The organism is Saprospiraceae bacterium (genome assembly GCA_016709995.1).
In the GTDB taxonomy this organism is placed as follows: Bacteria; Bacteroidota; Bacteroidia; order Chitinophagales; family Saprospiraceae; genus JADJLQ01.
The window spans coordinates 3,229,321-3,255,642 of sequence record JADJLQ010000001.1; the positions used below are offsets into that span (position 1 = coordinate 3,229,321).

Genomic DNA, 26,322 nt, shown 5'->3' on the forward strand with positions numbered 1-26,322 from the left:
AAAATAGGCGTAATGAAAAATTTAAAAAAACGACTACAGCTTAAAGCCACCTGGCTAAAGACCTGCATGTTTTTCATATTGGTACATTCTCAACTGACCTTATCAGCTCAAGAAAAGCCCAATATATTAATCATCATCACCGATCAACAATCAGCAGATGTTATGAGCCACCGTTTGGGAAATAAATATATCAATACCCCTAACATGGATTTGTTGGCTTCTAAAGGTGTTAGCTTCACCAATGCCTACTGTGCGAATCCACTGTGTACTCCATCCAGAAGTTCATTGTTTACTGGAAGATACCCACACGAGACAGGTATCCAGACGAATGATGAAAAATTGATCGATCCGAAAGAATTTCCTTCCATGGGTACCATATTCAAAAATGTCGGATATGAAACCGGTTTTGTAGGCAAATGGCACTTGCCCTATGACAGAAACAATACTGCGTCTCATGGATTTAGTTTTCTTCCTGACAAGAAAGGAAATGGAGATGATAGCCTATCTCCACAAAAAGCAAAGATATTCATTCAAACTAAGCGAAATGCTCCCTTTCTTTTAGTGGTTTCTTTCATGAATCCACATAATATTTGTCAATGGGCCAGGGATGAAGATTTGCCGGATGGGGCAATCGGTGAAGCACCCTCGCCTGATTCCTGCCCGCCTTTGAGGCCCAATGCACTGCCTTCTGTGGACGAAACAGATATTATGCAGTTGATCAGAACATCGATGCAAAAAAGTCATCTATTTCCGGTAGGCGATTTTTCTAATGATAAGTGGCGACAGTACCTATGGGCTTATTATCGACTCATAGAAAAGGTAGACGAGCAGATAGGACAAGTGCTTGCTGCGCTTCGCGAATCAGGACTTGACAAAAACACGTTAATTGTGTTCACCTCCGATCATGGAGACATGCAGGGTGCACACCGTTGGAACCAAAAGACTGTTTTGTATGAAGAATCTGCAAAAGTGCCTTTGATCTTTAGCTACCCGGGTATGAAAGCCCGACAATCTGAATTTCTGGTTCAATCCGGTATAGATATGCTGCCTAGCTTGTGTGATTTTGCAGGTATTCCCCTTCCTTCCAACAAAAAAGGTGTAAGCTTGAAAGGACAAATATTAAATAACCAGGCTGCTCCGGAAAGAAAATATATTGTCGTATCAGATCATCTTACACAAGGAGAGGCTATAGATGGACAAAAACCAGAACCAGAAGGTCGAATGATCAGAAACAAACAATTTAAATATTGGATATATGATCTGGGTAATCAAAGAGAAACCCTATATGACCTCAAAAATGACCCTGGCGAAATGGTCAATCTTATCAATGACCCATCCTATAAGACCCAATTGAATGAGTGCCGTACACAATTGATGGAATGGGCCAAGGCAAATAATGACCCCTTTATTAAATTTCTCATTAAATAAAAAAGATAGTGGATGAGCATAGTTGATTTGAAAAAGTACATTGGACTCCTTTTATTATTGTTGTGTTCCATATTTTCTAAAGCACAACAAAGGCCTAATGTGATCCTAATCTACTCCGACGACCAGGGGGCAATAGACCTCAACTGCTATGGTTCGAAAGATTTGGAAACACCTCATATTGACAAATTGGCTCGAAGCGGGGTTATGTTTACCCAGTTTTATGCCTCACCGGTTTGTTCACCATCCAGGGCATCCTTACTGACGGGTATGACACCACAAAGAGCGGGAATGCCGGGCAATGCCAGCGCAACCAATTTGAATGGCGGCATGCCAAATAATCGATACACCATGGCAGAAATGTTCAAAGATGCCGGATACAAAACAGCGCATATAGGTAAGTGGCATTTAGGGTATACTCCGGAGATGTCTCCAAATGCTCAGGGCTTTGATTATTCCTTTGGTCATATTGCGGGCTGCATAGATAATTATTCACATTTTTTTTATTGGAATGGCCCGAACAAGCATGATCTCTTTAGAAACGGGGTAGAGGTATATTATCCGGGACAATATTTTCCAGACCTGATGGTGCAGGAAGCCAGCACCTATATGGCTCAAGCCAAAAAGGATCCTTTCTTTATGTATTTTGCTATCAATATGCCTCATTATCCGTATCAGGGCGATCCCAAATGGCTTGAATATTATAATACAAAGGGAGTGCCTTATCCTCGTAATCTGTATGCAGCTTTTATGTCTACCCTGGATGATAAGATTGGACAGTTGCTGGATAAAGTATCTGAGCTTGGTTTAATGGAAAATACGATCATCCTATTTCAATCTGACAATGGCTATTCAACCGAAGAACGGGCTCATTTTGGTGGAGGGAACGCAGGGATATACAGAGGCGCCAAAGCTTGTCTGTTTGAAGGAGGAATCCGGGTACCATCCATGATCAGCTGGCCCGGTCAAATCCCTGCAAATCAGGTCAGGGACCAATTTGCTGTCAACACAGACTGGATGCCTACACTTGCTCAATTGTGCAATGTTCCTTTAGATGATAATAAATTGGATGGAAAGAGTCTTGTCCCTGTAATCAAAAATCAAACCGCATCATCTCCTCATGAAGAAGGATATTGTTGGGCATTCGGTAAAGACATGTGGGCTGCCAGAAAAGGAAAGTGGAAGCTATTGGGAAATCCTGATGACAAAAGCAATAAAGGTGAATTGACTAAAGACGATGCCCTCTTCCTGGTAGACTTAGAATCTGACCCTGGCGAAATGAAGAATATTGCAAAATTATATCCTGAAAAAGTGGAGGAATTGAACAAGCAGTATCAGCAGTGGTTATCGCACAATAAAAATAAATAAACATGAGACATGTGATTTTTTGGTTTTGTTTTTTGTCAGTGGAGATTGGCCTCATAAGTGCTCAAACCAATTTTATCAAAAAAACAAAGGCTACTGCTCCGTATCCAAAATACCGGGTTTGGACCTCACCATCTTCGGGGGAAGAGCCCAGGTGGAATTCACCGAGTTTTGAGTGGCCTTCAAGAAAAAAATCAAAATACAGTATCCGTGTTTCCACATCCAGAAGTTTTCAAGTAAACCTGATTGAACGTACTGATCTGCCGTATGCTATTTTCAATCCTCACCAGGAGCTTCAATCAGGTATATGGTATTGGCAGCATAAGATTAATGCCGACGCCTGGAGCCCTATAGATTCCTTTACCATAAAGTCTACCACCCCTACATTTGATGCCCCTGCCATCAATACAGTGTTGGCCAATATTCCTGTGGTACACCCTAGAGTACTTATTCAAAAAAAGGATATCGCTACATTGCGTACCACCTCAAAAAACCTTAAAGAATCCAATCTTATCATAGAAAAGGCAAATCTTGATCTAACCCAGCTACTGCCAGATGAATCATTGGCGCTTCCTACCTTTTCTGGCAAAGACGATTTTGAAAATGAGAAAATAGCCCAGAACGCCAGTAAAGTGCTGGGGTGGCGAGTACATCAGGCGGTATTAGGTTTCAGTCAGGCTTACCTGCTTACAGGGGATGAAAAATATTTTATCGCTGCAAAAAAATGGATGCTGCAAGTCGCAAAATGGGATCCAAACGGAGCTACCCATACTAATAATTTTGGTGATGCCGGCATTATGTCCGGACTTGCAGTTGGTGTCGATTCTTTTTGGGACCTTTTGTCACCAGATGAAAGAAGTCTTATCATGAGTCATGTGGCTGTTCGTGCTGATCAATTTTATAAGCTGTGGATTGGTCAGGTAGAGAGTCGGTCCTCCTCCATGCATGTATGGCAACACATCATGCATCACCTACTGCAAACTTCATTGGCCTTGAAAGGAGAGTTGCCGGCTGCCTCTAAATGGATGGAATACATCTATGAACTGTGGATAGCGCAATCACCTAAGATGGCAGAAGAAGATGGTGCCTGGTTTAATGGTACTTCCTATTTTGGTATGAACATGTTGACTTTGGTAGATGTCTCAACCATTTTCAAAGATCTGACCGGGGTCGATTTTATGGTTTCTCCCTGGTTTAAAAACAATCCAAGGTGGTTGATGTATGCTTTCCCCCCCGGTTCCATCGCTGACGGATTTTCAAATGATGGCGATAAACATCCTCGCCCTCCGCTTAATTATGCCGGATATACAGATGTCTTGTCAAAGATCTTCCAGGATCCATACGCTGCCTGGTATTCAAAGGCCGTGACCAACTCACTGACCAAAGAACTTTCTGATGACCAAGACTTTAGCTGGTTCAGGATAAAAACCGGGTCCAAGCTCAAAACACCTATGCCTGTAGATGAATCGGTCATTCCACAAGCTGCAGTATTCCCGGAAGGTGGCGTCGCTTACATGCATACCACCGTTCAGCATGAAGCGAACGACCTGATGCTGTCTTTACGAAGTAGTCCTTTTGGGCCTATGGGTCATGCACACGCTGATCAAAACACCTTCAATATCGCTTATGGAGGAAAAAGGCTTTTTAATAACACTGGTTATCGACCTGCCATGGGTGATCCGCATTTCTTAGACTGGTACAAGCATACCCGAGGGCACAATGGTATATTGATCGATGGCCAGGGTCAGCCATTCAATGCCAGTGCTTATGGTTGGATACCAAGATTTCTGCACGGCAAAGACATCTCCTATGCCGTCGGTGATGCGTCCAATGCTTATGCCGCCTTTGATGAAGGTCAAAAAATAGACTATGGAATGAAAACCTTTAGGCGTCATTATATCATGCTCCGACCTTCAATTATAATCATATATGATGAACTAAAAGCTGATCACCCTGCTGAATGGACCTGGCTGTTGCACAATGATAATGGATTGGCAGTTGACGAAGAGACACATTGTATTACCGCAGAGAGTGAAGTCGCCAGATCAATGGTCATGCTTTATTCATCTGCTCCAATTTCATATAATATCACTGATCAGTTTACCATTCCTGTTGACAATTGGACAAAAAAGATTGATGAAGAAGGCGATACCATTACCTTTAAAAATCAATGGCATTTCAAAGGTACCAGTGATCAAAAATCTACAGACATGCGTTACCTGGCTATCATACAGGTTAAACCCGATGGTTCATTTGAAAAAATAGTTCCTGGAAGTCATACCGGTTTATTCGCCGTGGGAGATTGGAAAGTCGACGCCGCATTAGATGCCTCTAAGCCGGCCAGTATTAAAGTTTGGAATGATAAAACCGGCGCCGGTTTGGTTTCGAATGGGCCTTTGATGAGCCGGGGTAAAGCATTTAATGGAAAGCAAAGTGAAAGCTCTAAATTGTTTGAAGTCATTGACAACAATGAAAAATTTCAAGAAGTTGTTGATGAAGTACCACGAGTGCTTAAAAACCTGTTTCAAAATAGATAAACAGTAAGTTGTGATCTTTCCAAAATTTTATAAATTCAAATGAAACATCTGTTATACTTTTTCTTTTTTATTTTGATGTGTAATGGATCTGCTATTTCGCAGAATGAACAGGCGATGTTCAAAGTTGATGCTCCTGTGATCTACCCCAAAATTCGTATTTGGACCAGTCCGGCATTAGATGAAGAACCTGCATTCAACTCTCCCAGTTTTCAATGGCCGTCAACAAAGAAAGGATCTTATGGGATCAGAATGTCGACTTTAAAAGATTTTTCTGATCACCGGATCGAAAAACACGGAATCCCTTTTGCTATTTTTAATCCACATACTAAACTTTCAGTCGGTAAGTGGTACTGGCAATTCAAAACCGAAAAAGGCAATTGGGGAAAAATAGATTCCTTTGAAATCACCCGGTCAACACCGAATTTTTTGGTACCTGAATTTAGTAAGTTGGTCGATAAAATAAGTGTCTCACACCCGAGAGTTCTTGCTTCAAAAGAATTATTACCTGATTTAAGATATAGAACGCTGAATTACAAGGAATACATTTTTGTCATTAACGAAGCTAATAAGTATCTTAACGAATCTCTCCCTGATGAAAGCTCAGGCAAGCCTAAAATTCAAGGCAAAAATGATTATGAAAACGAAAAGCTAGCCCTTCATGCCAGCAAAGAATTAGGAGGTAGAATTAGTGAGCCTTTGGCTTTCATGTCCAAAGCATTCATCCTGACCGGAGATCAAAAATATTTTGTCGCTGCAAAAAAATGGATGCTGGATGCTTCGGCGCTTGATCCCGATGGCATAACAGTGTTGGGCAACTTTGGTGATGGCAGCATCATGTCAAGTCTGGCCATTGGTGTAGATACCTTTTGGGAATTGCTCACTACTGCAGAACGTGAAACCATAGTTAAACAGGTCTCTGCCCGTGCCAATCGATTCTATGATCAATGGCGCAATCAGGTTGAGGTAAGATCGTCTTCTATGCATGTATGGCAAGGTCTTCTTTTGGATCTTTACAGGACCTCTATGGCTTTGATGCATGAGACAGGAGACGCACCTAAATGGATGGAATACGTATATGAATTGTGGATAGCCCAGGCTCCTAAAATGGCGGAGACGGATGGTAGTTGGTTTAATGGAATTGGTTATTTCAAGTTGAATACCTTGGCTATGCTTGAAATTGCTTTTTCACTAAAAGACCTCACTGGAGTAGATTTTTTAAGCAATCCGTGGTACAAGAACAATCCTAGGTGGATGATGTACGCATTTCCTCCGGGTTCAGTCACGGATGGTTTTTGCAATGGTAGTGATGGCAATGCTCAAACTGTCATTCGAAATGCAGCGTATGTGCACTTATCTTCTGCTATATTCAATGATCCATATTCAGCTTGGTATGCTGCTGAATCTTTGAAGACACTTAATTATTCTGTTCACGATGATCCGGAGTTCTATTGGTTTCGGATTGTGCGAGGAAATACATGGAACATGCCGAAGCCCATCGATCACTTTGATCTTCCACAAGCGGCTGTCTTTCTAGAGGGAGGTGTTGCTTATATGCATACTGCCTTGCAGGACTCCAAAAATGATTTAATGCTGTCCCTGCGCAGCAGTCCATTTGGGCCTTTGGCTCACGCACATGCGGAGCAGAACACCTTCAACTTAGCGTACGGTGGCAAAAAGCTTTTTACAACACCGGGTACCGCATCAATATGGGCGATCCACACTTCATGGGTTGGTATAAAGATACCCGTGGGCACAATGGTGTTTTGATAGATGGCCTTGGGCAACCATTCAATGCAGGTGCTTATGGATGGATTCCAAGATTTCTACATGGTAAAGTAATTTCATATGCAGTAGGTGATGCTTCGAATGCTTATTCAGGATTCGATGAAGGCGAAAAGATTGATCTGGGTATGAAAACCTTCCGGCGTCATTATATCATGCTTCGACCTTCCGTTATGGTGCTATATGATGAATTGGAAGCAGATCATCCAGCAGCATGGACTTGGCTTTTGCACAATGAAGATGGATTCCAGGCAGACCCATTATCTAAAACACTGCTCGCTCATAATCAGACAGCCAAAGCTAAGGTTTCTTTATACAGTTCTTCACCAATAGATTTCGTTTTGACGGATACATTTTCAGTATCTGTAGAAAATTGGAAACAGAAAAGGGATGAGGATGGTGAACTTTTGGAGATGAAAAACCAATGGCATTTTAGTGGAGTCACCAGGGAAAAAACTAGGAAGATGCGGTATTTGGCCATTTTTCAAATAAAGCCTGATGGAAAGTTTGAGGAAATTGATGCTAAAGAAACCCTTGGTGTGTTTAGCTTTGGCGGTTGGGAAATCAAAGCAGAAATGGATGTATCAAAGCCGGCCAGTATCAAAGTTTGGAGTGATCGGTTGGGCGCCAGTTTGGTTTCTGAAGGCAGTTTGATCAGCAAGGGTACTACATTTAATGGAGCTACCTCTGAAAGTTCTAAGCTCCTGGAGATCATCGATGGAAAACAATCTTTTCAGGAAACAATGGACCAAATACCAAATTCAATCAAAATAGTATTGAATAGGAATCATTGATTATTGACCCTATCTTAAAGCACCAAAGAGCAAAAAGCCAATCGCAATACAAATATTTAAAATCAACAAAATGAGTAATCCAGCCAAGAAAGTCTTTAGTTTGTTACCTTTTGCGTTCATTGGAATTGGGGTTTTGTCTGTGCTGTTATTTTCTTCCCATAAATCAGTGCCAGCCAATAAACCAAATTTTATCTTCATTCTTACAGATGATCAAGGTTGGACAAGCACCTCTCAGTTGATGGACGATAAGCTGCCGAATTCAAAAAGTGATTACTTTGAAACGCTGCAGTTCGAACGATTCGCTGCAAAGGGAATGCGTTTTACCAATGGCTATGCTCCATGTGCTTTGTGCTGTCCCACCAGGAGAAGTATCCAATTTGGGCAGACACCTGCACGCCAGGGAGATGCAGATTTCAAACAGAACTATCATCCTGATTTCAAAAAAGTTACAGCTATTCCCCAAATGTTGAAATCCATTTCACCGGAGTACCGGGCTGCCCATTTTGGGAAGTGGGATTTACGTGCTGATATTTTTCCTGAAGACCTGGGCTATGACGAAAGCGATGGTGATACCGGAAACAATAATGGTGACATGAACTCCACCAAAAAGACTAAGTGGTCGGATCTTTTTTTGAACAATGATCCGAAACGCATTGAGAGCATTACCAAAAGAGCCTTAAACTTCATGAATCGCCAGGCAAAAAGTGGTCATCCCTTTTACCTTCAGGTTTCCCATTATGCTACGCATGTGGATTTCCAAACCAGAGAAAAAACCTACGAGAAATACAGCAATAAAACGAAAGGAGCGATTCATAACAATCCCGGTTATGCAGGAATGTTGGAAGACATGGATACGGGTATAGGTAAAATATTAAACATGGTGGATAAATTGGGCATTGGTGACAACACCTATATCATACTCATGACCGATAATGGTGGCGTCGAATTTATCCCTCCTGTAAAAAACAAGTTTGATCACCCCTCGACTTTTGCCAGGAAAACTAGGAATTATCCTTTGAGGGGCGGCAAGTGGACCCTGTACGAAGGTGGTATCAGAGTACCTTTCATGGTGATTGGACCTGGCATCAAGCCTGGCAGCCAATCGGATGTCCCTGTCACAGGTTGGGATATCTTGCCTACTTTGAGTGATTTGGCAGAAAACAAGCATGCGCTTCCGCCCAATTTGGATGGCAAGAGCTTCAAGCCTTTGTTTGCATCCTCATCCACTCATCCATTCAAAAGGGAAAATGATCAGCTGGTATTTCATTATTTTGGAAACGCCCATTCTTCCATTCGGGTTGGTGATTATAAACTCATCAAGTTTTGGAAATCAAAAAAGGTTGAACTGTATGATCTGAAAAATGATTTAGGTGAGTTAAATGATATATCCTCATCCAATAAGCCAAAAGTGAAAGAGCTGGAAACAAGATTGATGACCTATCTGGAAAGTGTGCATGCCGAAGTCTTGTACCCATCTAAAAATGCAGGCAAAAAAGAGACCGATGATGATTCTGAAGATTAAATTTTATATGCGTTGGTCTTGGATTTGATAATCTAGATGATACTCCCAGGCAAATTAATTTTCGCTTTGCTATCATTAAATGTTAAAATACACCGTAATTACTTTCATTCAAACCTCCTAATTACACAATAGCCAGATTGATTATCTTTGCGGGCTCCAATTTCTGAGTAGGGTCATGCCACGGGCAGTGATGCAGACTCTTATCCTTGGAATTGGGTTAAAAAACTTAAAAATATGGCTATTGCTCCGGAAGATGTCTTTAAAAAATTAGTGTCCCATTGTAAAGAATATGGCTTTGTATTTCCCGCCTCCGAGATCTATGATGGACCAGGGGCCATATACGACTATGGACCATACGGTGCGCAGTTGCGCAACCATATCAAAGAATATTGGTGGAAAGCCATGGTCCAGATGCACGAGAATATCGTAGGTATTGACGCTGCCATCTTTATGCATCCGACTACCTGGAAGGCTTCAGGACATGTAGATGCCTTTAATGATCCTCTGGTGGACAATAAGGACTCCAAAAAAAGATATCGCGCAGATGTACTGATTGAGGACTTTATCGCCAAACTGGAAGACAAGGTCAATAAAGAAGCAGAAAAAGGACGAAAGCGATTCGGCGAGGCTTTCGATGAGGCTCAGTTTAAGGCAACGCATCCTCAAGCCTCAAAATGGCATAGCCAATCCATTGAAGTCAATGATCGGCTCCAGGCTGCGATGCGGGACAAAGATATGGCAGCCCTCAAGCAGATTATTGAAGATTGTGAAATAGCAGATCCAGACAGCGGCTCACGCAATTGGACCGAAGTGAGGCAGTTCAATCTCATGTTCAGCACCCAGCTCGGCAATATCGCCGGCGAAGAAGGCAAGCTTTATCTGAGACCGGAGACTGCACAGGGTATTTTTGTCAATTTTCTCAATGTGCAGAAAACTACCCGTCAAAAACTTCCATTCGGTATAGCCCAGATCGGCAAAGCATTTAGAAATGAAATCGTAGCCCGCCAGTTTATCTTTCGTATGCGCGAATTTGAACAAATGGAAATGCAATTTTTTGTCAAGCCCGGCGAAGAAATGAAATGGTATAATTATTGGAAGAAAATGCGCCTCGCCTGGCATCTGGCCATCGGGAGCCCGGCAGAAAAACTGCGCTACCATGACCATGAAAACCTGGCCCATTATGCCAATGCAGCAGTCGACATTCAATACGATTTTCCTTTCGGCTTTAAAGAAATAGAAGGCATCCATAGCAGGACTGATTTTGATCTCACCCAGCATCAAAAATACAGTGGCAAGAAAATGCAATACTTTGATCCCGAAGCCAACGAGTCTTATGTGCCTTATGTGGTAGAGACTTCGATAGGGTTGGATAGAATGTTCCTTGCGATCATGTCCCAGGCTTTTCAGGAAGATATCGTGCCAGACGCAGATGGCAAAGAAAGTACACGACTGGTACTCAAACTCCATCCTGCACTTGCGCCTGTGAAGTGTGCGATCTTACCCTTGCTAAAAAATGATGACCGCCTTACTTCCAAAGCCCAGGAGGTATTCAATCAACTCAAATATTCTTTTAATTGTCAATATGATGAAAAAGATGCGATCGGCCGGCGCTATCGTCGCCAGGATGCCATCGGTACTCCCTATTGCGTGACCATCGATCATGACACCTTAGAAAATAATACCGTAACCATTCGCGACAGAGATACTTTAATACAAGATCGGGTGTCGATAGATAAAGTGAGTGAGATCATCCTGGGCAGAATAGACATCAACAAGGTTTTAAGAACCATAGATGTACCATGATGAATAAAATTTTAAGCCATTTGATGATCTTTCATTGCTTAGCTTCTATCAGTTGTTTTAGCTTTTCATTGTAAAACCTGGCATGCTCCGTATCATTTAACTCGTCCCGGTAGATTTTGACCAATTGGCTGAGGGTGTTTTTATCTTTTGGATCCAGGTCGTTCAATTTTTTGTAATATTCTACTGCTTTTTGGGGTTGATTCGTATCAGCATATAAGGTTGCCATCTCATGATACAATAGAGCCGACTTCAGCCCTTTGGATTCTGCCATTTGATATTCTCTGGTAGCCATTGCATCATTTTGCATCATTCTGTAGGTAATTCCCAGCTGCAAATGTGCAGTCGGCGCTTCCTGTCTGGAAGTACTTGCCATCGTCAGCTGTTTTATGGCTCCGGGGTAATCATTCCGCAATCTAAGGATAAGCCCTTTGAGTAAATGGGACAATCCATATCCATCATAAAGACCAATAGATTTATCAAGCAAGCTTTGACTTTCAGCAAGGAGTGCCTCTTTGCTCGCTTGATTCATGGGATCCAGGGCCTGATTGTATTTACTTCTGGCCATTTTGGTCATTGTTCTGATACTTTGAGGAGAGTCCCTGACAGACACTTCATAGATAAGGTCATTGGTCTTCCAGTCCGGATTGCGATCCAATGTTTTAATCACCCAAAAAAGTCCAAATACACCACATATTCCAAACATTACCTTTCTCGATAAGGCTAGTTTGTTAGAAAGTGACTGAACCGCATACACAAACAATATCATCAAAGCCAAAGAAGGGACAAACATAAATCGTTCTGCCAAAGTAGCCCCGGTCATCACCAGGATATTGGCTGTTACACTATAAAACAGTCCGGCAAAAATCAAGGCATAACTCCACATACTTTTTGATTTGAACCCTCTGACTACCATATACACAGCGATGGTCAATATCAATAGACCTGCGTACGCCCAGGGATCAGACCACCCCCTCAAATGCAATTGATCAAAAGAATAGTCAGCCCTCAAAGTCAAAGGAAATAACATCAATTGAATATAGTGTCCTATCAAAGCCAAAGCTGCAAACCATCGCTCAGGGGCACTAAAGTAGAATAAAGCATTTTCTTCAAGAGTAAAGTTGGGCCCTGGTGTTCTGGCGATGACTTGCCTCATAAACAGATAAAGGATCGCAGCGATCCAGATCGGCGCACAATCCGACACGATCTGTCGAATACTCTTTTCTCTAAAAAAATATAAAGTCAAAGGGGCAACAAGAATCAATGGCAAGGCGGATTCTTTTGAGAAAAATGCCACACATGCAGTTAATCCCAGGGCCAGTCTGCTCATCAGTGAATTTGTCGGACGGAGAATTAAAATCAGACTGGATAGAATGCCGATCATACCCATGATTTCATCACGGCTTTTGAGATTGGCTACCACTTCGACATGGATAGGATGTATAGTATATAATATCGTGATGATAAAAGGAATCCATGGGTCCAAACCTCTAAGAATTAAAGTCAGAAATACAAGGACCAGCATACAGACCAAACTGTAATAGAGTATGTGCAAAAGGTGAAATCCTGTCGGGTTCAACCCAAATATGCTTTTTTCGATAGCAAATTGGCTGATAGACAATGGACGGTAGTTGGATTCCTTTTCACCACTGTAGCCTTCAAGATTGACAGTAGAAAATATTTTAGGAATAGACTTCCACCCTTCTTGTACAAATGCATTGCCCGTGATGACCAGGGGATCGTCAAGGGTAAAATCATATCGGATGGTGTCCAGGTTGACTACCAATGCAAGGATTATGACGAACCATTTCCATTTTCGTGAAGGCATAATGCTCGACGCCGGGTCTGGTTGAAGGTGTTTCTTTGATTTCAATGGATTTGTTTTTCTTTGTTTGCTAAGCCAATAGCTGCTATAGTATGACTAAATTTGGAGCTGTAATTTATTAATTTATCATTATTTACTAGATGAAACGACTATTTATACTTTTGTTTTCCACCATTTCCCTGCTCAGGGCTCAGTCACCGATCATACCGATGCCTGTAGATTACCAGGCCGGCTCGGGGTATTTTGCACTGAAGCCGGGTTCCGCAGTGGGTATATCCTCCAAAAGTGAAGATCTGAAAAAGCTGGCAGATCATCTTATCTCCAGCCCGATCGTCAAATCTCTCCGTCTGCAGGCCAAAAATCGATCGACCAATGTGATCAACTTAGAAATACTCAAATCTCCCTCCGCTGATCTGGGCGACGAAGGTTATTCTCTAACCATCAAGTCAAAGATCATCCAGATCGCTGCCAACAAACCAGCAGGCATTTTCTATGGTATCCAATCACTATTGCAAATGGTGCCACTGGAATCGGATCGGGGCATCTACAAAATACCATCCGCCATGATTAAGGATCACCCCAGGTTTGGGTGGCGTGGTTTGATGCTGGATGTCAGCAGGCATTTTTTTACCGTGGATGAGGTCAAGCAGTATATCGATGCCATGGCACTCTACAAATTAAATACACTTCATCTTCATCTCACGGACGACAATGGTTGGAGAATCGAAATAAAATCTCTGCCCAAACTGACTTCGGTAGGTGCCTGGAGAGTGGAGCGGGCAGGCACCTTTGGTGATCGGGAAAGTCCTAAAGAAGGGGAGGCAACTCCCTACGGTGGTTTTTATACCCATGAGCAGGTCAGGGAATTGGTTCGTTATGCCGCCGATCATCAGATAACCATTGTACCTGAAATAGATGTACCCGGTCATTCTATGGCGATGCTGGCTGCATACCCTGAGCTCTCCTGCACCCACGAAAAAGTATATGTCAATCCCGGGACTAATTTCGCTGAGTGGTATGGTAATGGCACTTTTAAGATGCTCATCGATAATACCCTCAATCCCGCCAATGAACTGGTATATGAATATCTCGACAAAGTATTTACAGAAGTAGCTATGTTATTTCCCAATCCTTATATCCACATCGGAGGGGATGAGTGTTACCATGGATATTGGGAGGAAAATGCCGCAGTCAAAGCATTGATGGCCAAAGAAAACTTTACAGATATCCACCAGGTGCAAAGCTATTTTATCAAACGCCTTGAAAAAATAGTAGCTTCAAAAAACAAAAAATTACTCGGCTGGGACGAGATTTTAGAAGGTGGACTGGCTCCTGGAGCTTCAGTGATGAGCTGGCGTGGTATGAAAGGCGGAATAGAAGCAGCACAGCAAGGACATGAAGTCGTTATGACTCCACAGGCTTACACCTATATAGACTATATGCAGGGAGATCGTGCACTTGAATTTTGGATCTATGCTTCGCTCACCCTGCAAAAGGTATATTCCCTCGAACCAGTACCAGATGAGGTAGACCCTAAATATATCCTTGGAGCTCAAGCCAATCTTTGGTCAGAAAAAGTGCCAACCATCAGACACGCATTTTATATGACTTATCCGCGAGCATTTGCCCTGGCGGAAACGGCCTGGAGTCCTAAGTCCCTTAAAAATTGGGATTCATTTATCCAACGTACTGAACACCATTTTAAATTATTTGATCAATTGCAATGGAATGTATCCCGATCACTTCACGATGCTACAGCGACCGTCAAAAAACAAGGGGATGATATCATCTGTACCTTATCCACAGAAATGCCGGGGACTGACATTTATTACTCGATGGACAATACCTTTCCTGACCAATATTCTACAAAATATAACAGTCCTTTCGAGATACCTATGGGGGATGTGACTTTGAGATTCGTCACTGTAAAGGATGGAAAAATTTTAGGTCGTATGGCCGCCATCCCTCGCGCTGATCTGGTATCAAGAGCTAAATAGCATGGATGGTGTCATTCGATCAAATGTAGATTACCCTACCTGGTTAGAGAAGGTTCGATCAGAACTAAAACAGGGTGATCTCTCAACCTATGATTATATCTGGGATGGAGCACGAATTTCGCCATTTGAAGAAAAAAAATTATTCTTTCATCCTACATGCCTGAAGGCCGCGACTCCATGGCATATCGTCGCTGACATCAATCTCGATCTGCACACCAACAAAGACCTGTTGGAGTCTTTACAGCTAGGCGCCGGCTATATCCGGCTGAGAGGTCAAAAAACGGATTACGATTGGAACACCTTGTTTCAGGATGTTCATCTGGATTGGATTGGAATACAAGTTGATCTGCAGTCATCACAAGCCAATGATGCTTTGCGTAAGTACCTGGTCATGCAAAAGAATACCGGACTAAAAGGTATCTGGTGGAATCTTCCTGTCATGGTCAACAAAACACAGGGTCCCTATTTTTCAAAATTTTCTGCATTTAAACAGCTTACTTTTAATTTTAATCACAATGATACTGCTGCAGATCTTGCTGCTTATTGGAATCACCTCGCACGCTCTATTGAATCTCTAAGTTTACATCATGACCCACAGCAATTGATATCCTCAGTAGCTATCGATTATATGCCGGGTGATGACCTGGTATTAAATATTTGTATGATCAGAGCTATGCGCCTGCTATGGATGCAATTACTTTGGAGCGCAGGACTGGATGACCATCATCATCCGATATATATTTCGGCGATCATTAAAAATAATCCTGATGGAGGCAAATATGACCATATGATCCGCAGCAGTGCCTTGGCAGTGGGTGTCCTGGTGGGAGGAGTTGATGCATTATCAATCGAAGCTCCGGAGCGTCAGCATCAAAATCCTGCCTGGGGTATCAAAACCCAATATATCATGAGAGAGGAATCGTTTTTTCAACAAATAGCAGATCCGCTGAAAGGGTCCTTTGTAATTGAAGGATTGACTAAATTGATTGTAGAAAAAGTATGGGCGGAATATATTAAGCTACAGGAAGAGAAGATAAAATAAGGCCGGCGAGCAGTAAGCGTACCACCAAATCACCCGAAACTTTTCCGGGTCGCCGGCCTTTCTCCCATTGCTTATACATATAATCAAATAAATTGACGATTTTGATCCCCAATTAATGTAATTAACCATATTATTTTTTTCCTTAAAAAGCTTAACTACGTGAAATCATCAGGTGCTGGTTATATCAATCCTCTCGCGAAAAAAATAATTTCTTCCGGAAGGTCTGCTATTGCCTATAATACATGGCCGTCTGAAATAAAAAAAAACAATGTGGCTATTTTGTCGCAAGCTATTACGCTGATTGAAAGCAAATCAGCATCGGACAGAATAAAAGCAATTACCCTATTGGGCAAGTGCAAACCTAATAAAGCAGGCTCGATAAGAATAGGCATCACGGGGCCTCCAGGTGTAGGCAAAAGCTCTTTTATAGAATCTTTCGGCATCAAATCTATTAGATGATGATACTAAAAAGATAGCCGTGTTATCCATAGACCCTAGCAGTCCCATAAAAGGAGGAAGTATACTTGGTGACAAAACTCGCATGCAGACCTTGTCACAGATGCCTGGTGTGTTTGTCCGACCTTCTCCTGCAGGCGACGACCTTGGAGGAGTTCATTTACGTACCAGCGAATGCATCCAACTCTGTGAATACGCCGGGTACGATTATATTCTTATTGAGACGGTAGGTGTAGGTCAATCCGAATTAACGGTCAAAGATCTTACTGACCTCACCATCTTACTGATCAGTCCCGGAGGCGGCGACGAACTGCAGGGTATCAAAAGAGGTATCACCGAAATAGCTGATCTTATCATAGTCAATAAAGATGATTCAGGACTTGAAGATGCTGCTAAAACTACGCAGCATCAATATCAGCAAGCCTTGAATCTTTTAGCCGATAAAAAAATAAAAGTAATGCGTTGCTCCAGCACCTATTCAAAAGGGATAGAACTTATAGAGGCTTATTTAACTCTGTGGATAAACGACCAAAAAAAATCAGGAGCCTGGTATAAAAAAAGAAAATCACAAAGACTCAAAATCTTTAAGACCCAGACACAATATGCATGGCTTTCGGAATGGCACAAATGGAGTAACCACAAAATCTTAAAATCAATAGAATCCAAAACCCTCGAGCCTGACCAGGATCTGAATAAATTGAGCCTGGATTATATCAAAAAATTAAAAAATTTAATCAGCCGGGAATAAATATCCATGAGTTCCTTTTATTACATTGAATCGGCTTTGCTAATAAATAAAAAAATTTTCACTAATTTAGTAAAAATGTTAAAGTAACATATTAAAAATATATTTAATATATCTTTGGCTTCAAATTTATTCACTTGATGTTGAGATTATTGTTTTGGTGGTTTATCTTATTGATTGGGATTGGTGAAAAGGTTGAAACGCCGGCATACAGGCTGCCTATAGAACATGTTGGAGATCCTTCCAACGAGGTGGCTGCTTTATTTTCTTCTCCCTTAAAAAGAGCGATATCCGTATCAGGTACCTTTGGTGAGCTTCGCTCTAACCATTTTCATGCAGGCCTCGATATCAAATCCTCCAATGGACAAGTCGGTGAACCCATCTATGCAGCAGCTAAAGGATATGTATCCAGAATCAAAATATCAGCCTACGGATATGGAAGAGCCCTTTATCTTACACATCCCAATGGGCATACTACCGTCTACGGACATCTGGACAGATTTATGCCAGAGCTTGAACAATACATTGACAAAGAGCATTACAAAAGACAACGCTTCGAGTTGGATCTTTCATTGACTGCAACTACTTTTCCTGTAACGCAAGGTCAAATCATTGCTTATCTCGGCAATACCGGCAGCTCCACGGGACCCCATCTGCATTTTGAAGTACGTAACAGCATGACGGAAGAAGTACTTAATCCGCTAGAGTTTGGCATTACGGTAAAAGATACAGATGCTCCCAAAATCTTTTCACTTAAAGTTTATGGTAAACAACAAGGTATCCCTTTTCCACTTATGACACTCCCGGTAAGCAATAAGATCCCTTCCAGGTTTGAGCTAGAACAGGATACCATATTGCTCAATAGTGATTTTGCAGGAATGGCAATCAAAACGTATGATCAAAGTTTCCAGAGCAGCCAGCGATTGGGGGTATACGGCATCAAACTATTTGTGGATGAATCCCTTCAATATGAATTTGACATGAACACATTTTCTTTTGATCAGATGAGATATTCCAATGCCCATCGTGACTATGAAGAGCAATCCAAGAGCAGGCAGGTTTATCACAGGCTTTTTAGACTGGCTGGAAACAAGCTGCCTATCTATCAGAAAAAAGATGATGGCTGGATATCGCTACCAGGATCTACAGATGGTTTACGCCGGATCAGAATTGAAGTCTACGACCATGAAAACAATAAATCTGAGATTAAATTATTCTTAAAACGCAGTGATGGCCCACCCAAATCACTACCGGGCGGATCACAATTAGTATCTTTTGACCAACCATTTTCTATGCAAAAAGGTGAGGTAAAAATCGATATTCCTGCCAATCGATTATACACAGATACTTACTTGGATTATTCCACCCAAGCCAAAGAAAATTCTTATTCATTAGTCCATAAGATTCATGATCCTTCTACTCCGCTCCACAGATCCTACAAACTTGCCATTAAACCATCTGGACTCCCCGCCAACTTGATGAAGAAAGCAGTCATAGCTTCAATCAGTGGCAACTCAGTATCCAATCAGGGTGGAAAATGGAATGGAGATTGGCTGGAAACCAATGTAAATTCTTTCGGAAGCTTTGCGGTTAAAATAGATACGATCCCTCCGACGATCAAACCTGTCACTTTTAAGACGGATATGACCAAAAATACTTACATGAAATTTAAAATATTAGACAATTTTGGAGTATCCGGGGATGCTAAAGAACTGGTCTACGACGCATATATTGACGGTCAATGGATATTGATGGAACTAGACTCGAGAAATGATGTGATCACCCACAGATTTGATTATCGGACAAAATCAGGCAAACATTCCTTGCGCATTCAGGTCAAAGACGACCGGGGCAATGCAAAGACCTTCGTTCAGACTTTTCTTAAATAACAAATAAAAAGATTAAGTCGGACTTTCATAAAATAATAAATGAACATATTAGGTCGGACTTCATTCATCAAAGATTTATAAATTAATTGGCGATTATGGTTAAGCTCAAAGAAGGTTCCAAAATTCCATCATTTACAAACAGGCTACAAAGTGGTGCTACTATCACGCAGGAGGACTTGTCCAAAGGCAAAGTTATACTGTATTTTTATCCTCAAGACAATACACCAACTTGTACGGAAGAAGCGTGCAATCTTAGAGATCACTATGCTGCGCTCCAGCATGCCGGTTTTAAAATTTATGGAGTGAGTCCTGACTCTGAGCGCAAACATCAGAATTTCATAAAAAAATACCAACTGCCATTTGAACTGATCTCCGATCCGGAGCTGACGCTTATAAAAAAATTTGGAGTATGGGGACCAAAAAAATTATTTGGTCGGGAATATGATGGTGTACTCCGGACTACTTTTGTTTTAGAAAATGGAATTGTCAGACGCATAATAGATGAAGTCAAATCAAAGTCCCATGCAGCACAGATCCTCCAATGAATAATTATTCCGAGTTTAAAATCTTTTTTCCTGGCTGCAACATGTCCTGAGCCTTGGTCTGCTTCAATTCGGATATATTAATAGTAGTCAGAAAATTTTTTAATTCTTCTGCCCGCTGGATACCGGAAGTTGAATTGTCCTGCAGGATGATCTGAATTTTTTCATAGTCCTGAATGCCTTCCCTCAATTTTTCCAATCGAATCGAAGACCGGGGCCCGGGATATATCTGGTAGGTATCTCCACCCGGCCAGGAAGTAAATCGGGAATCTTTTAAAGGGTCCACTGTCCAACTATTGAATGCCCATCGAAGGTATCCCGTAAAATCCTTCGCAGCCGCGTACCAGGCCAGCCAGGTGCTTTCTGCAGGCGGTGAAAACGTGTAGCCATTAGGGAATGCTTCAACACAACAGGTATAAAATGTACTTGGCTTATGCTCCGATTTTCTTTTTGCCAGGATGGTGGAATCAAACATCCAGGCAGATGCAATACTGTAATCATAAACATCGTGCGCAATCTCCGGATGATAGGCTCCTGCCAAAGCTATTTTCCAATCCGGATCGGCTTGATGGAGTATGCTGATGGCCACCTGCATACTTTTTAAGGGTCTTTCGTCAACCGAGATGCTGGTCTTATCAAACCATCCTTTTGTTTTCAAATGTTGGGCAAAGTCCTTCAGCATGGGCAACCACAGTTTTTTGTAGGCTGTGCTACCCGGCTCTGCCAACAGAAAAGTATCTTTGGCCAAAGCCTCGTCATAATATCCAAATGAAAGTTTCCAGGGTATCATGGTATAACAGTTGATCCGCCCGGTGATCCCACAACTTAAGACAAAGGATACATATTCATCAAAAAGCGAATAATCATAACTCCAATGGTCATTATAGTGTTTGGTCCAACGGATCAGTGAAGGATAATCATCAAAGGTCTGATGGTTCCATGGCTCATGAATGATACCGGTTGTGATACATTTTTGGCCAAGGCTAGCCAGTTTTTGATAATAGGGTCGCATAGCATCATAGTGAGCAGTGCTCCACAAAGGTACCTGGTGTATACGTGCTATCGCTGCAGGATGTTGCCAGAGATCCAGATCAAACGACCAATGATCTGGTGGGGGTAAGGTCCGATCGATGACTTTTATTTGTATCTGGAGTTGTGTTTTTTTGTCATCCGTGATGACCTGGATGAAACCGGTATAATTATCCGCATCGATATTGGGCGGAAGGGAGATACTGATCCAAATCGGCATCGCCGAAAGCCCGGGCATCGAAGAGGCAGGTGTGTTATCCAATAGATCTGGTACAGTATAAGTACCATTAAAGTCGATAGCATGCTCACCACATCCTTCACCATAACTGTCTGTCAGTACATAGCGCACAAAAGCATGTCCAATTATTTCCTTGGCCAGGACATTTCCTTTGGTACCGGTCAATTCAGTAGGTATAACGTGTATAGCTTTAATGGGTTTTTCACTCCATATTAACACCTGGGCATTCAAGGTTTCACCTTTCCATCCTGCGCGCGCAAGCGTTCTGACCTCCTGGATTTCAGGCCATACATCCTGGGCATATCTCATGTTGTCATCTACAAAACTTAATTTGAAGCTTTTTTCAAGCGGAGCCTGATCTCCTATCGCCGCCGGTTTTTTTACCAAATACCATCCTAGTATGCCTGCGGAGATGATGCAGATACCTCCTATCAATTTTTTTAATAGACCGGAACTTGAATGGACGATGTACTTCATAGGTGATGGCGCTATCCTTTTAATGTTAGTTTTTATTTATCTTCTAAATGTAGGAAACTTTAATATGTATTTGCCTGCAAACTTTATAGCTACAAGCCTACTCAACACCAAAATATATCGTTAATGTGCTAGTGCAGCTCAAACTAATTTTGGACCGCTCAATCTGAATACAAAAATCCTTTATCTTTATTGCTCATGTCTCGATACTTATTATGTTTATTTTGTTTTTGGCTGACTACTGGTGTGCGGGCCCAGAGTGGTATTGAGACAGAGTTTGGTAAGAATCGGGTGCAGCATCATGATGATTTTGATGACTGGTACATGTATGAAACCCAAAATTTCGTCACCTATTGGTATGGCAAGGCACGTAATGTAGGGCAGTTGGCATTGTCTATGGCTGAATACGATTTTAAAAGTATCGAAAGCATCCTGGAGCACAAACTCAATGACAAAATAGAACTGATCTGTTATACCGATCTGAGTGACCTCAAACAGTCTAATATTGGTATTGACGAAGTATTTATCAGTCAAAACAACAGGACTACGGTCTTGGGCAATAAAGTATTTGTCTATTTTGATGGCGATCACAATCACCTGAGAAAACAAATCAGAGAAGGTATCGGCGAAGTATACTTAAATGCCATGATCTATGGTAGTGGATTATCCGGCCTGGTCCAAAAATCCATACAATTAAAAATCCCGGATTGGTTTAAAGAAGGGCTGATCGCATATCTGGGCGAAGAATGGAGTGTCAAAACTGACAATGAATTCAGAGACTTACTGCAGACGGTATCCAGTAAAAAGAAATTTGAAACTTTGGCCAGGGACCATCCACGGCTCATGGGGTATGCGTTTTGGAATTACCTGACCCGGGAGTACGGCAAGTCCAATGTCTCCAATATCCTCTACCTGGCCAGGATCAACCGCAACATTAAATCCTCTTTTTTATACATCCTGGGTATTCCATTCGAGCAGATTGCTTCATCTACGCTGGATTATTTTAGAAAAAACTATCAGGATGACAAAAATGCTTTCAAATCTTTTCATCCTCAACAAGCACTGGCCATTAAAAACAAAAAAAGACTGCCGGTGCATTCAGTCAGAGTATCACCGGATGGCAACCTTTTAGCTTATGCAGTGAATAATCGTGGCAGATACAAAGTATATGTACAATCCTTCAGATCAGGCAAACCTCGTAAAGTCTTGTCCGGAGGTGTAAAAAACAATGTACAGGAGACGGACTATACTATACCGGTATTTGCCTGGCACCCAAATAATAGAGAGCTGGCACTAGTCACAGAAAAACATGATACGTGGATGCTCTACCGATTAGATGTAGAATCCGGTGATCTCAGCAAGGATAAAATATCACCCGAATATCAGCGGATATACCAGGTCGATTGGATGGATGACAAGACATTATTACTCAATGCAAGCACAGATGCACTGTCTGATCTATATCTTTATCTGCCATTGACCAGGGAGAGTAAGCGCCTGACGCAGGACTTTTACGATGATCTGAATGCTTCCTATGGTACACTCTTCGGCCAAAAAGGTATCCTGTTCAAATCCAATCGGGCTCTGGATACCTTGTTCACCATGCCTGTAGACACACTGATGCCTATCCAACCTTTTAACTTGTACTTTTATCCTTACGAAGTATCTGGTGATCAGCAAAGTAAAAAACTGATAAGGCTTACACAAAACCAGTTTTACGACCTGGATCTTCCTTCTATCTCAGGCCCGGATCAGATTAGTTTTCTGCAGGATGACCAGGGTGTAAAACAAAGAAAAACCATTAAACTCAATGCGCAGGGGCAAGTTTTACAAACCCTCTCCACTCACGGTGATCATGATTATTTATCCTATCATGCAGCTGACCAGGTGGGTGCAGGAGTGATCAAAAATGGCAAATACTATCAACTGTATAAAGATGTAGTCAACAAGACAGACACCATAGATGCCAGTCTCACTACTTACCGATATCATCAGGTAAAGGAAAAGAAAATCTACTCCTCCCAACTGATCTATAATTCTCCTGGTGAAATAAGCAGCCCTGCTCCTGCTTCACCTAAAAAGGAAATTAGTTTGTTTCAAAGTGAATTTCCTGATCCGGCGGGCATCATCACTGCTCAGCAAAAAGCAAATGAAACACAAATAGCGGACATTCAGAACAAATTGGATTCCACTGAGTTTCATCCACTAAAAACAGAAATACCAGATAAATTTCAGTTTACACGGATGATTGCCTCCAGGTTAAAGTTTAAGCTGGATGACATGGTCACCACCATGGACAATGGATTGTTATTCGGTGGGCTCAATAGTTATGCTGGCCAAAAACGTGGATTTGAATATCCTCCAGCCGGATTTTTGATCAAAGCTCAAATCAAGGATATATTTGAAGACTATGTCATGGAAGGTGGGGTGCGTATACCCACCAATTTTAACGGCACCGAATACTTTCTAACTTTTGACAATAATAAACAACGGATAGATAAACGACTGGCTATATACAGACAGACACGTTATGTCACTGAAGACCTCAGTACGATCCTTTCTCAGCGGATCCGCAACAAGACCATGATCGCTATTTATCAATGGAAATATCCGTTTGACACCTATCAAAGCGCCAGGTTAGCTACTACTTTGCGATTTGATCGATCTACTGTGCTGGCCACAGATCCAGCCAGTTTAGATCAAATAGCTTCCTCAACGCAAAGACTGGGCTTAAGAGGAGAATATGTCTATGACAATACTACGCCTATAGATATCAATCGATTTACCGGTACAAGAGGAAAGATATACGGAGAGGTAATCAAAAAGATGCAAATTCAGGTTGTAGACGATTGGAAGTTGGATCTGGCCAAAGGTTTTATGACTGTATTGGGATTTGATGCAAGACATTACCTTGGGCTCGATCGCAAAAGTATATTGGCTTTCAGATTGAGTGGCGCCACTTCTTTTGGATCTGAGCGAATTTTGTTTTTCCTCGGCGGCGTGGATAATTGGTTGACCCCACAATACGATGAGGACACACCGATCCCAAATGACAATAACTATGCTTATAATGCTTTAGGCACCAATCTCAGGGGATTCAAACAAAATATACGCAATGGTGCCAGTTATGTGCTCTTTAATACCGAACTGAGAGTACCTATCGTCCAATACCTGGTCAATAGAGAGCTGCGTTCTGTGTTTCTACGTAACTTGCAGGTAGTAGCATTTGCAGATGCAGGTACCGCCTGGTTTGGTAAAAATCCATTTGACCAAAACAGTCCCCTCAACACTACTTCTGTATCCAACCCTAAGGTGACCATAGATCTGGTCTACGCCAGGGATCCATTGGTATTAGGCTATGGTACCGGTGTGCGGATGTCTTTGATGGGCTATCAGTTGAAAGTGGATTATGCCTGGGGAATAGAAACCAGGGAGATTCTCAAACCCAGGTTTTATATTTCCCTGGGCTCAGATTTTTAAAAAAAGAATTCCATTGTTTTTAGGGCACATAAATATAAATGTCTAATTTTAACCACTTACATGGGAAGTTTTATTGTTCATCTTGATTTAGCTCCATTTGATGCCGACTTTTGGGAGTTGCTACCAGCTCACCGCAAAATAGTCAATGACCTTTTAGTGGAGGGCATTATAGAGATGTATGCTATCAATGAGGATCGCTCCCAGGGTTGGATAGTATTCCAGGTGGAGAATGAAAATCAAGTCAGAGCTATGCTGGATAACTTCCCGATTCGGGATTATTTTACTTACGAAATTCATTCCTTATTTATATTCAACAATTCAGTAAGCCTTTGGCCAAAAGTGAACCTGAATTAACCCCTCCATTTTGAAATACCGCTTTCTTTTTATTTTACTTATGGCAATAGCTCTGCACAGTTCAGCTCAACGATCTATGCCGCTGTATTCGGGTACTATACCAAATAACAAGGTTAATGAAGGGCTTAGGGACACTGCCCGCACTTTTATCACAGCCAATGGTCAGACAGGACATTTCCTTACCAGGATCATCGCACCTGAAGTATATGTTTATTTGCCAACTACAAAGAATACAGGTGCTGCTGTCATCATCTGTCCTGGTGGCGGATACTCAGGCTTGGCTATAGATCATGAAGGTCACGATATGGCCAGGCGATTTGCAGATCAAGGAATAGCAGGCATCGTCTTGAAAAACAGGATGCCCAATCCACTCTATGTAATCAATAAATCGACCGTGCCACTGCAGGATGCTCAGCGCGCTATTCAATTGGTCAGGGAAAATGCAAAAGCCTGGAAAATAAAACCCAACCTCATAGGTATTCTTGGGTCTTCTGCAGGTGGACACCTCGCTTCAACGGCTGGCACCCATTTTGCTACCGCTGTGATTGACAATCCAGGCCAGGCCAGTTTGAGACCTGATTTTATGATCCTCAATTATCCGGTCATTAGCTTTGCCGATAGTATTTCACACCACGGAAGCAGGGACAACCTTATCCGGGAGTCGCCCAACCATCCCCTGGATGAAAAACTGGTATTGCTTTATTCCAACGAACTGCAGGTGACTCCCTCTACCCCTCCGGTGTATATCACGCACAGCTACGATGATCCGGCAGTTCCGGTAGCCAACAGCATCGTTTTTATCGCGGCCTGTCAACGCAATAAAGTGCCCGTAAAATCCTTTTTTTATACTGCAGGTGGTCATGGATATGGTATGCACAACCCTACATCACCAGTAGACTGGTTTGATGATTGTCTTGCCTGGATCAAAAAAGACATCTTAAAAAAGAAGTCTTAGAGTTTTCAGTCTTCCATTCCCGTTGTTTTGGAGGAGTTTCACTCCGACCTACCAAAGTGTTGTAATATTCA

The 26,322-nt window shown here is 42.0% G+C and carries 16 protein-coding genes and 1 pseudogene; 15 read left to right on the forward strand and 2 right to left on the reverse strand.

Annotated features, from left to right (window positions below):
* Positions 1 to 12: 12 nt before the first annotated feature.
* The 7 genes from IPJ09_13790 to IPJ09_13820 all read left to right on the forward strand — a co-directional run bounded on the left by IPJ09_13790 (position 13) and on the right by IPJ09_13820 (position 11,228).
* Positions 13 to 1,428 (forward strand): sulfatase-like hydrolase/transferase, encoded by a 1,416-nt coding sequence (locus IPJ09_13790; GenBank protein MBK7372484.1) that lies wholly within the window; start codon positions 13 to 15, stop codon positions 1,426 to 1,428.
* A 12-nt stretch (positions 1,429 to 1,440) separates the two neighbouring features.
* Positions 1,441 to 2,793, forward strand: coding sequence for a sulfatase-like hydrolase/transferase (locus IPJ09_13795; GenBank protein ID MBK7372485.1), 1,353 nt, complete (start codon positions 1,441 to 1,443; stop codon positions 2,791 to 2,793).
* Between the two features lie 2 nt (positions 2,794 to 2,795).
* Complete coding sequence (locus IPJ09_13800; protein ID MBK7372486.1) at positions 2,796 to 5,327, forward strand: DUF4962 domain-containing protein; 2,532 nt, start codon at positions 2,796 to 2,798, stop codon at positions 5,325 to 5,327.
* A gap of 39 nt (positions 5,328 to 5,366) precedes the next feature.
* Positions 5,367 to 7,094, forward strand: coding sequence for a DUF4962 domain-containing protein (locus IPJ09_13805; GenBank protein MBK7372487.1), 1,728 nt, complete (start codon positions 5,367 to 5,369; stop codon positions 7,092 to 7,094).
* Complete coding sequence (locus IPJ09_13810; GenBank protein MBK7372488.1) at positions 7,052 to 7,903, forward strand: hypothetical protein; 852 nt, start codon at positions 7,052 to 7,054, stop codon at positions 7,901 to 7,903. The genes IPJ09_13805 and IPJ09_13810 overlap by 43 nt, the downstream gene beginning before the upstream one ends.
* A gap of 70 nt (positions 7,904 to 7,973) precedes the next feature.
* Positions 7,974 to 9,425, forward strand: coding sequence for a sulfatase (locus IPJ09_13815; protein MBK7372489.1), 1,452 nt, complete (start codon positions 7,974 to 7,976; stop codon positions 9,423 to 9,425).
* Between the two features lie 240 nt (positions 9,426 to 9,665).
* The gene (locus IPJ09_13820) at positions 9,666 to 11,228 is read left to right on the forward strand and encodes a glycine--tRNA ligase (GenBank protein ID MBK7372490.1); all 1,563 of its coding nucleotides are present in this window, start codon (positions 9,666 to 9,668) and stop codon (positions 11,226 to 11,228) included.
* A gap of 31 nt (positions 11,229 to 11,259) precedes the next feature.
* Here the strand turns inward: IPJ09_13820 and IPJ09_13825 are convergent, their stop codons facing one another.
* On the reverse strand, positions 11,260 to 13,098 hold the full coding sequence (locus IPJ09_13825; protein MBK7372491.1) for a hypothetical protein: 1,839 nt from the start codon (positions 13,096 to 13,098) through the stop codon (positions 11,260 to 11,262).
* A 92-nt stretch (positions 13,099 to 13,190) separates the two neighbouring features.
* Between IPJ09_13825 and IPJ09_13830 the strand changes: the two genes are divergently transcribed.
* From IPJ09_13830 to bcp, 5 genes and pseudogenes are all read left to right on the forward strand, one after another.
* Complete coding sequence (locus IPJ09_13830; GenBank protein MBK7372492.1) at positions 13,191 to 15,047, forward strand: family 20 glycosylhydrolase; 1,857 nt, start codon at positions 13,191 to 13,193, stop codon at positions 15,045 to 15,047.
* 1 nt (position 15,048) lies between these two features.
* Complete coding sequence (locus IPJ09_13835; protein MBK7372493.1) at positions 15,049 to 16,089, forward strand: hypothetical protein; 1,041 nt, start codon at positions 15,049 to 15,051, stop codon at positions 16,087 to 16,089.
* A 129-nt stretch (positions 16,090 to 16,218) separates the two neighbouring features.
* Positions 16,219 to 17,293: pseudogene (meaB, locus tag IPJ09_13840) on the forward strand (methylmalonyl Co-A mutase-associated GTPase MeaB).
* Positions 17,294 to 17,430: 137 nt separating this feature from the next.
* The gene (locus IPJ09_13845; protein MBK7372494.1) at positions 17,431 to 19,179 is read left to right on the forward strand and encodes a M23 family metallopeptidase; all 1,749 of its coding nucleotides are present in this window, start codon (positions 17,431 to 17,433) and stop codon (positions 19,177 to 19,179) included.
* A gap of 95 nt (positions 19,180 to 19,274) precedes the next feature.
* Positions 19,275 to 19,724 (forward strand): thioredoxin-dependent thiol peroxidase, encoded by a 450-nt coding sequence (bcp, locus tag IPJ09_13850; GenBank protein MBK7372495.1) that lies wholly within the window; start codon positions 19,275 to 19,277, stop codon positions 19,722 to 19,724.
* Between the two features lie 4 nt (positions 19,725 to 19,728).
* Here bcp and IPJ09_13855 read toward each other — a convergent pair whose 3' ends face one another.
* A complete protein-coding gene (locus IPJ09_13855) occupies positions 19,729 to 21,465 on the reverse strand; it encodes a DUF4091 domain-containing protein (protein ID MBK7372496.1) in 1,737 nt (578 codons plus the stop codon).
* 195 nt (positions 21,466 to 21,660) lie between these two features.
* On the opposite strand from IPJ09_13855, the gene IPJ09_13860 reads away from it, so the two are divergent.
* The 3 genes from IPJ09_13860 to IPJ09_13870 are packed head-to-tail and all read left to right on the forward strand — an operon-like array spanning position 21,661 to position 26,251.
* Positions 21,661 to 24,942, forward strand: coding sequence for a hypothetical protein (locus tag IPJ09_13860; GenBank protein ID MBK7372497.1), 3,282 nt, complete (start codon positions 21,661 to 21,663; stop codon positions 24,940 to 24,942).
* Positions 24,943 to 25,002: 60 nt separating this feature from the next.
* Positions 25,003 to 25,296 (forward strand): hypothetical protein, encoded by a 294-nt coding sequence (locus IPJ09_13865; GenBank protein ID MBK7372498.1) that lies wholly within the window; start codon positions 25,003 to 25,005, stop codon positions 25,294 to 25,296.
* A 40-nt stretch (positions 25,297 to 25,336) separates the two neighbouring features.
* On the forward strand, positions 25,337 to 26,251 hold the full coding sequence (locus tag IPJ09_13870) for an alpha/beta hydrolase (GenBank protein MBK7372499.1): 915 nt from the start codon (positions 25,337 to 25,339) through the stop codon (positions 26,249 to 26,251).
* Positions 26,252 to 26,322 lie beyond the last annotated feature (71 nt).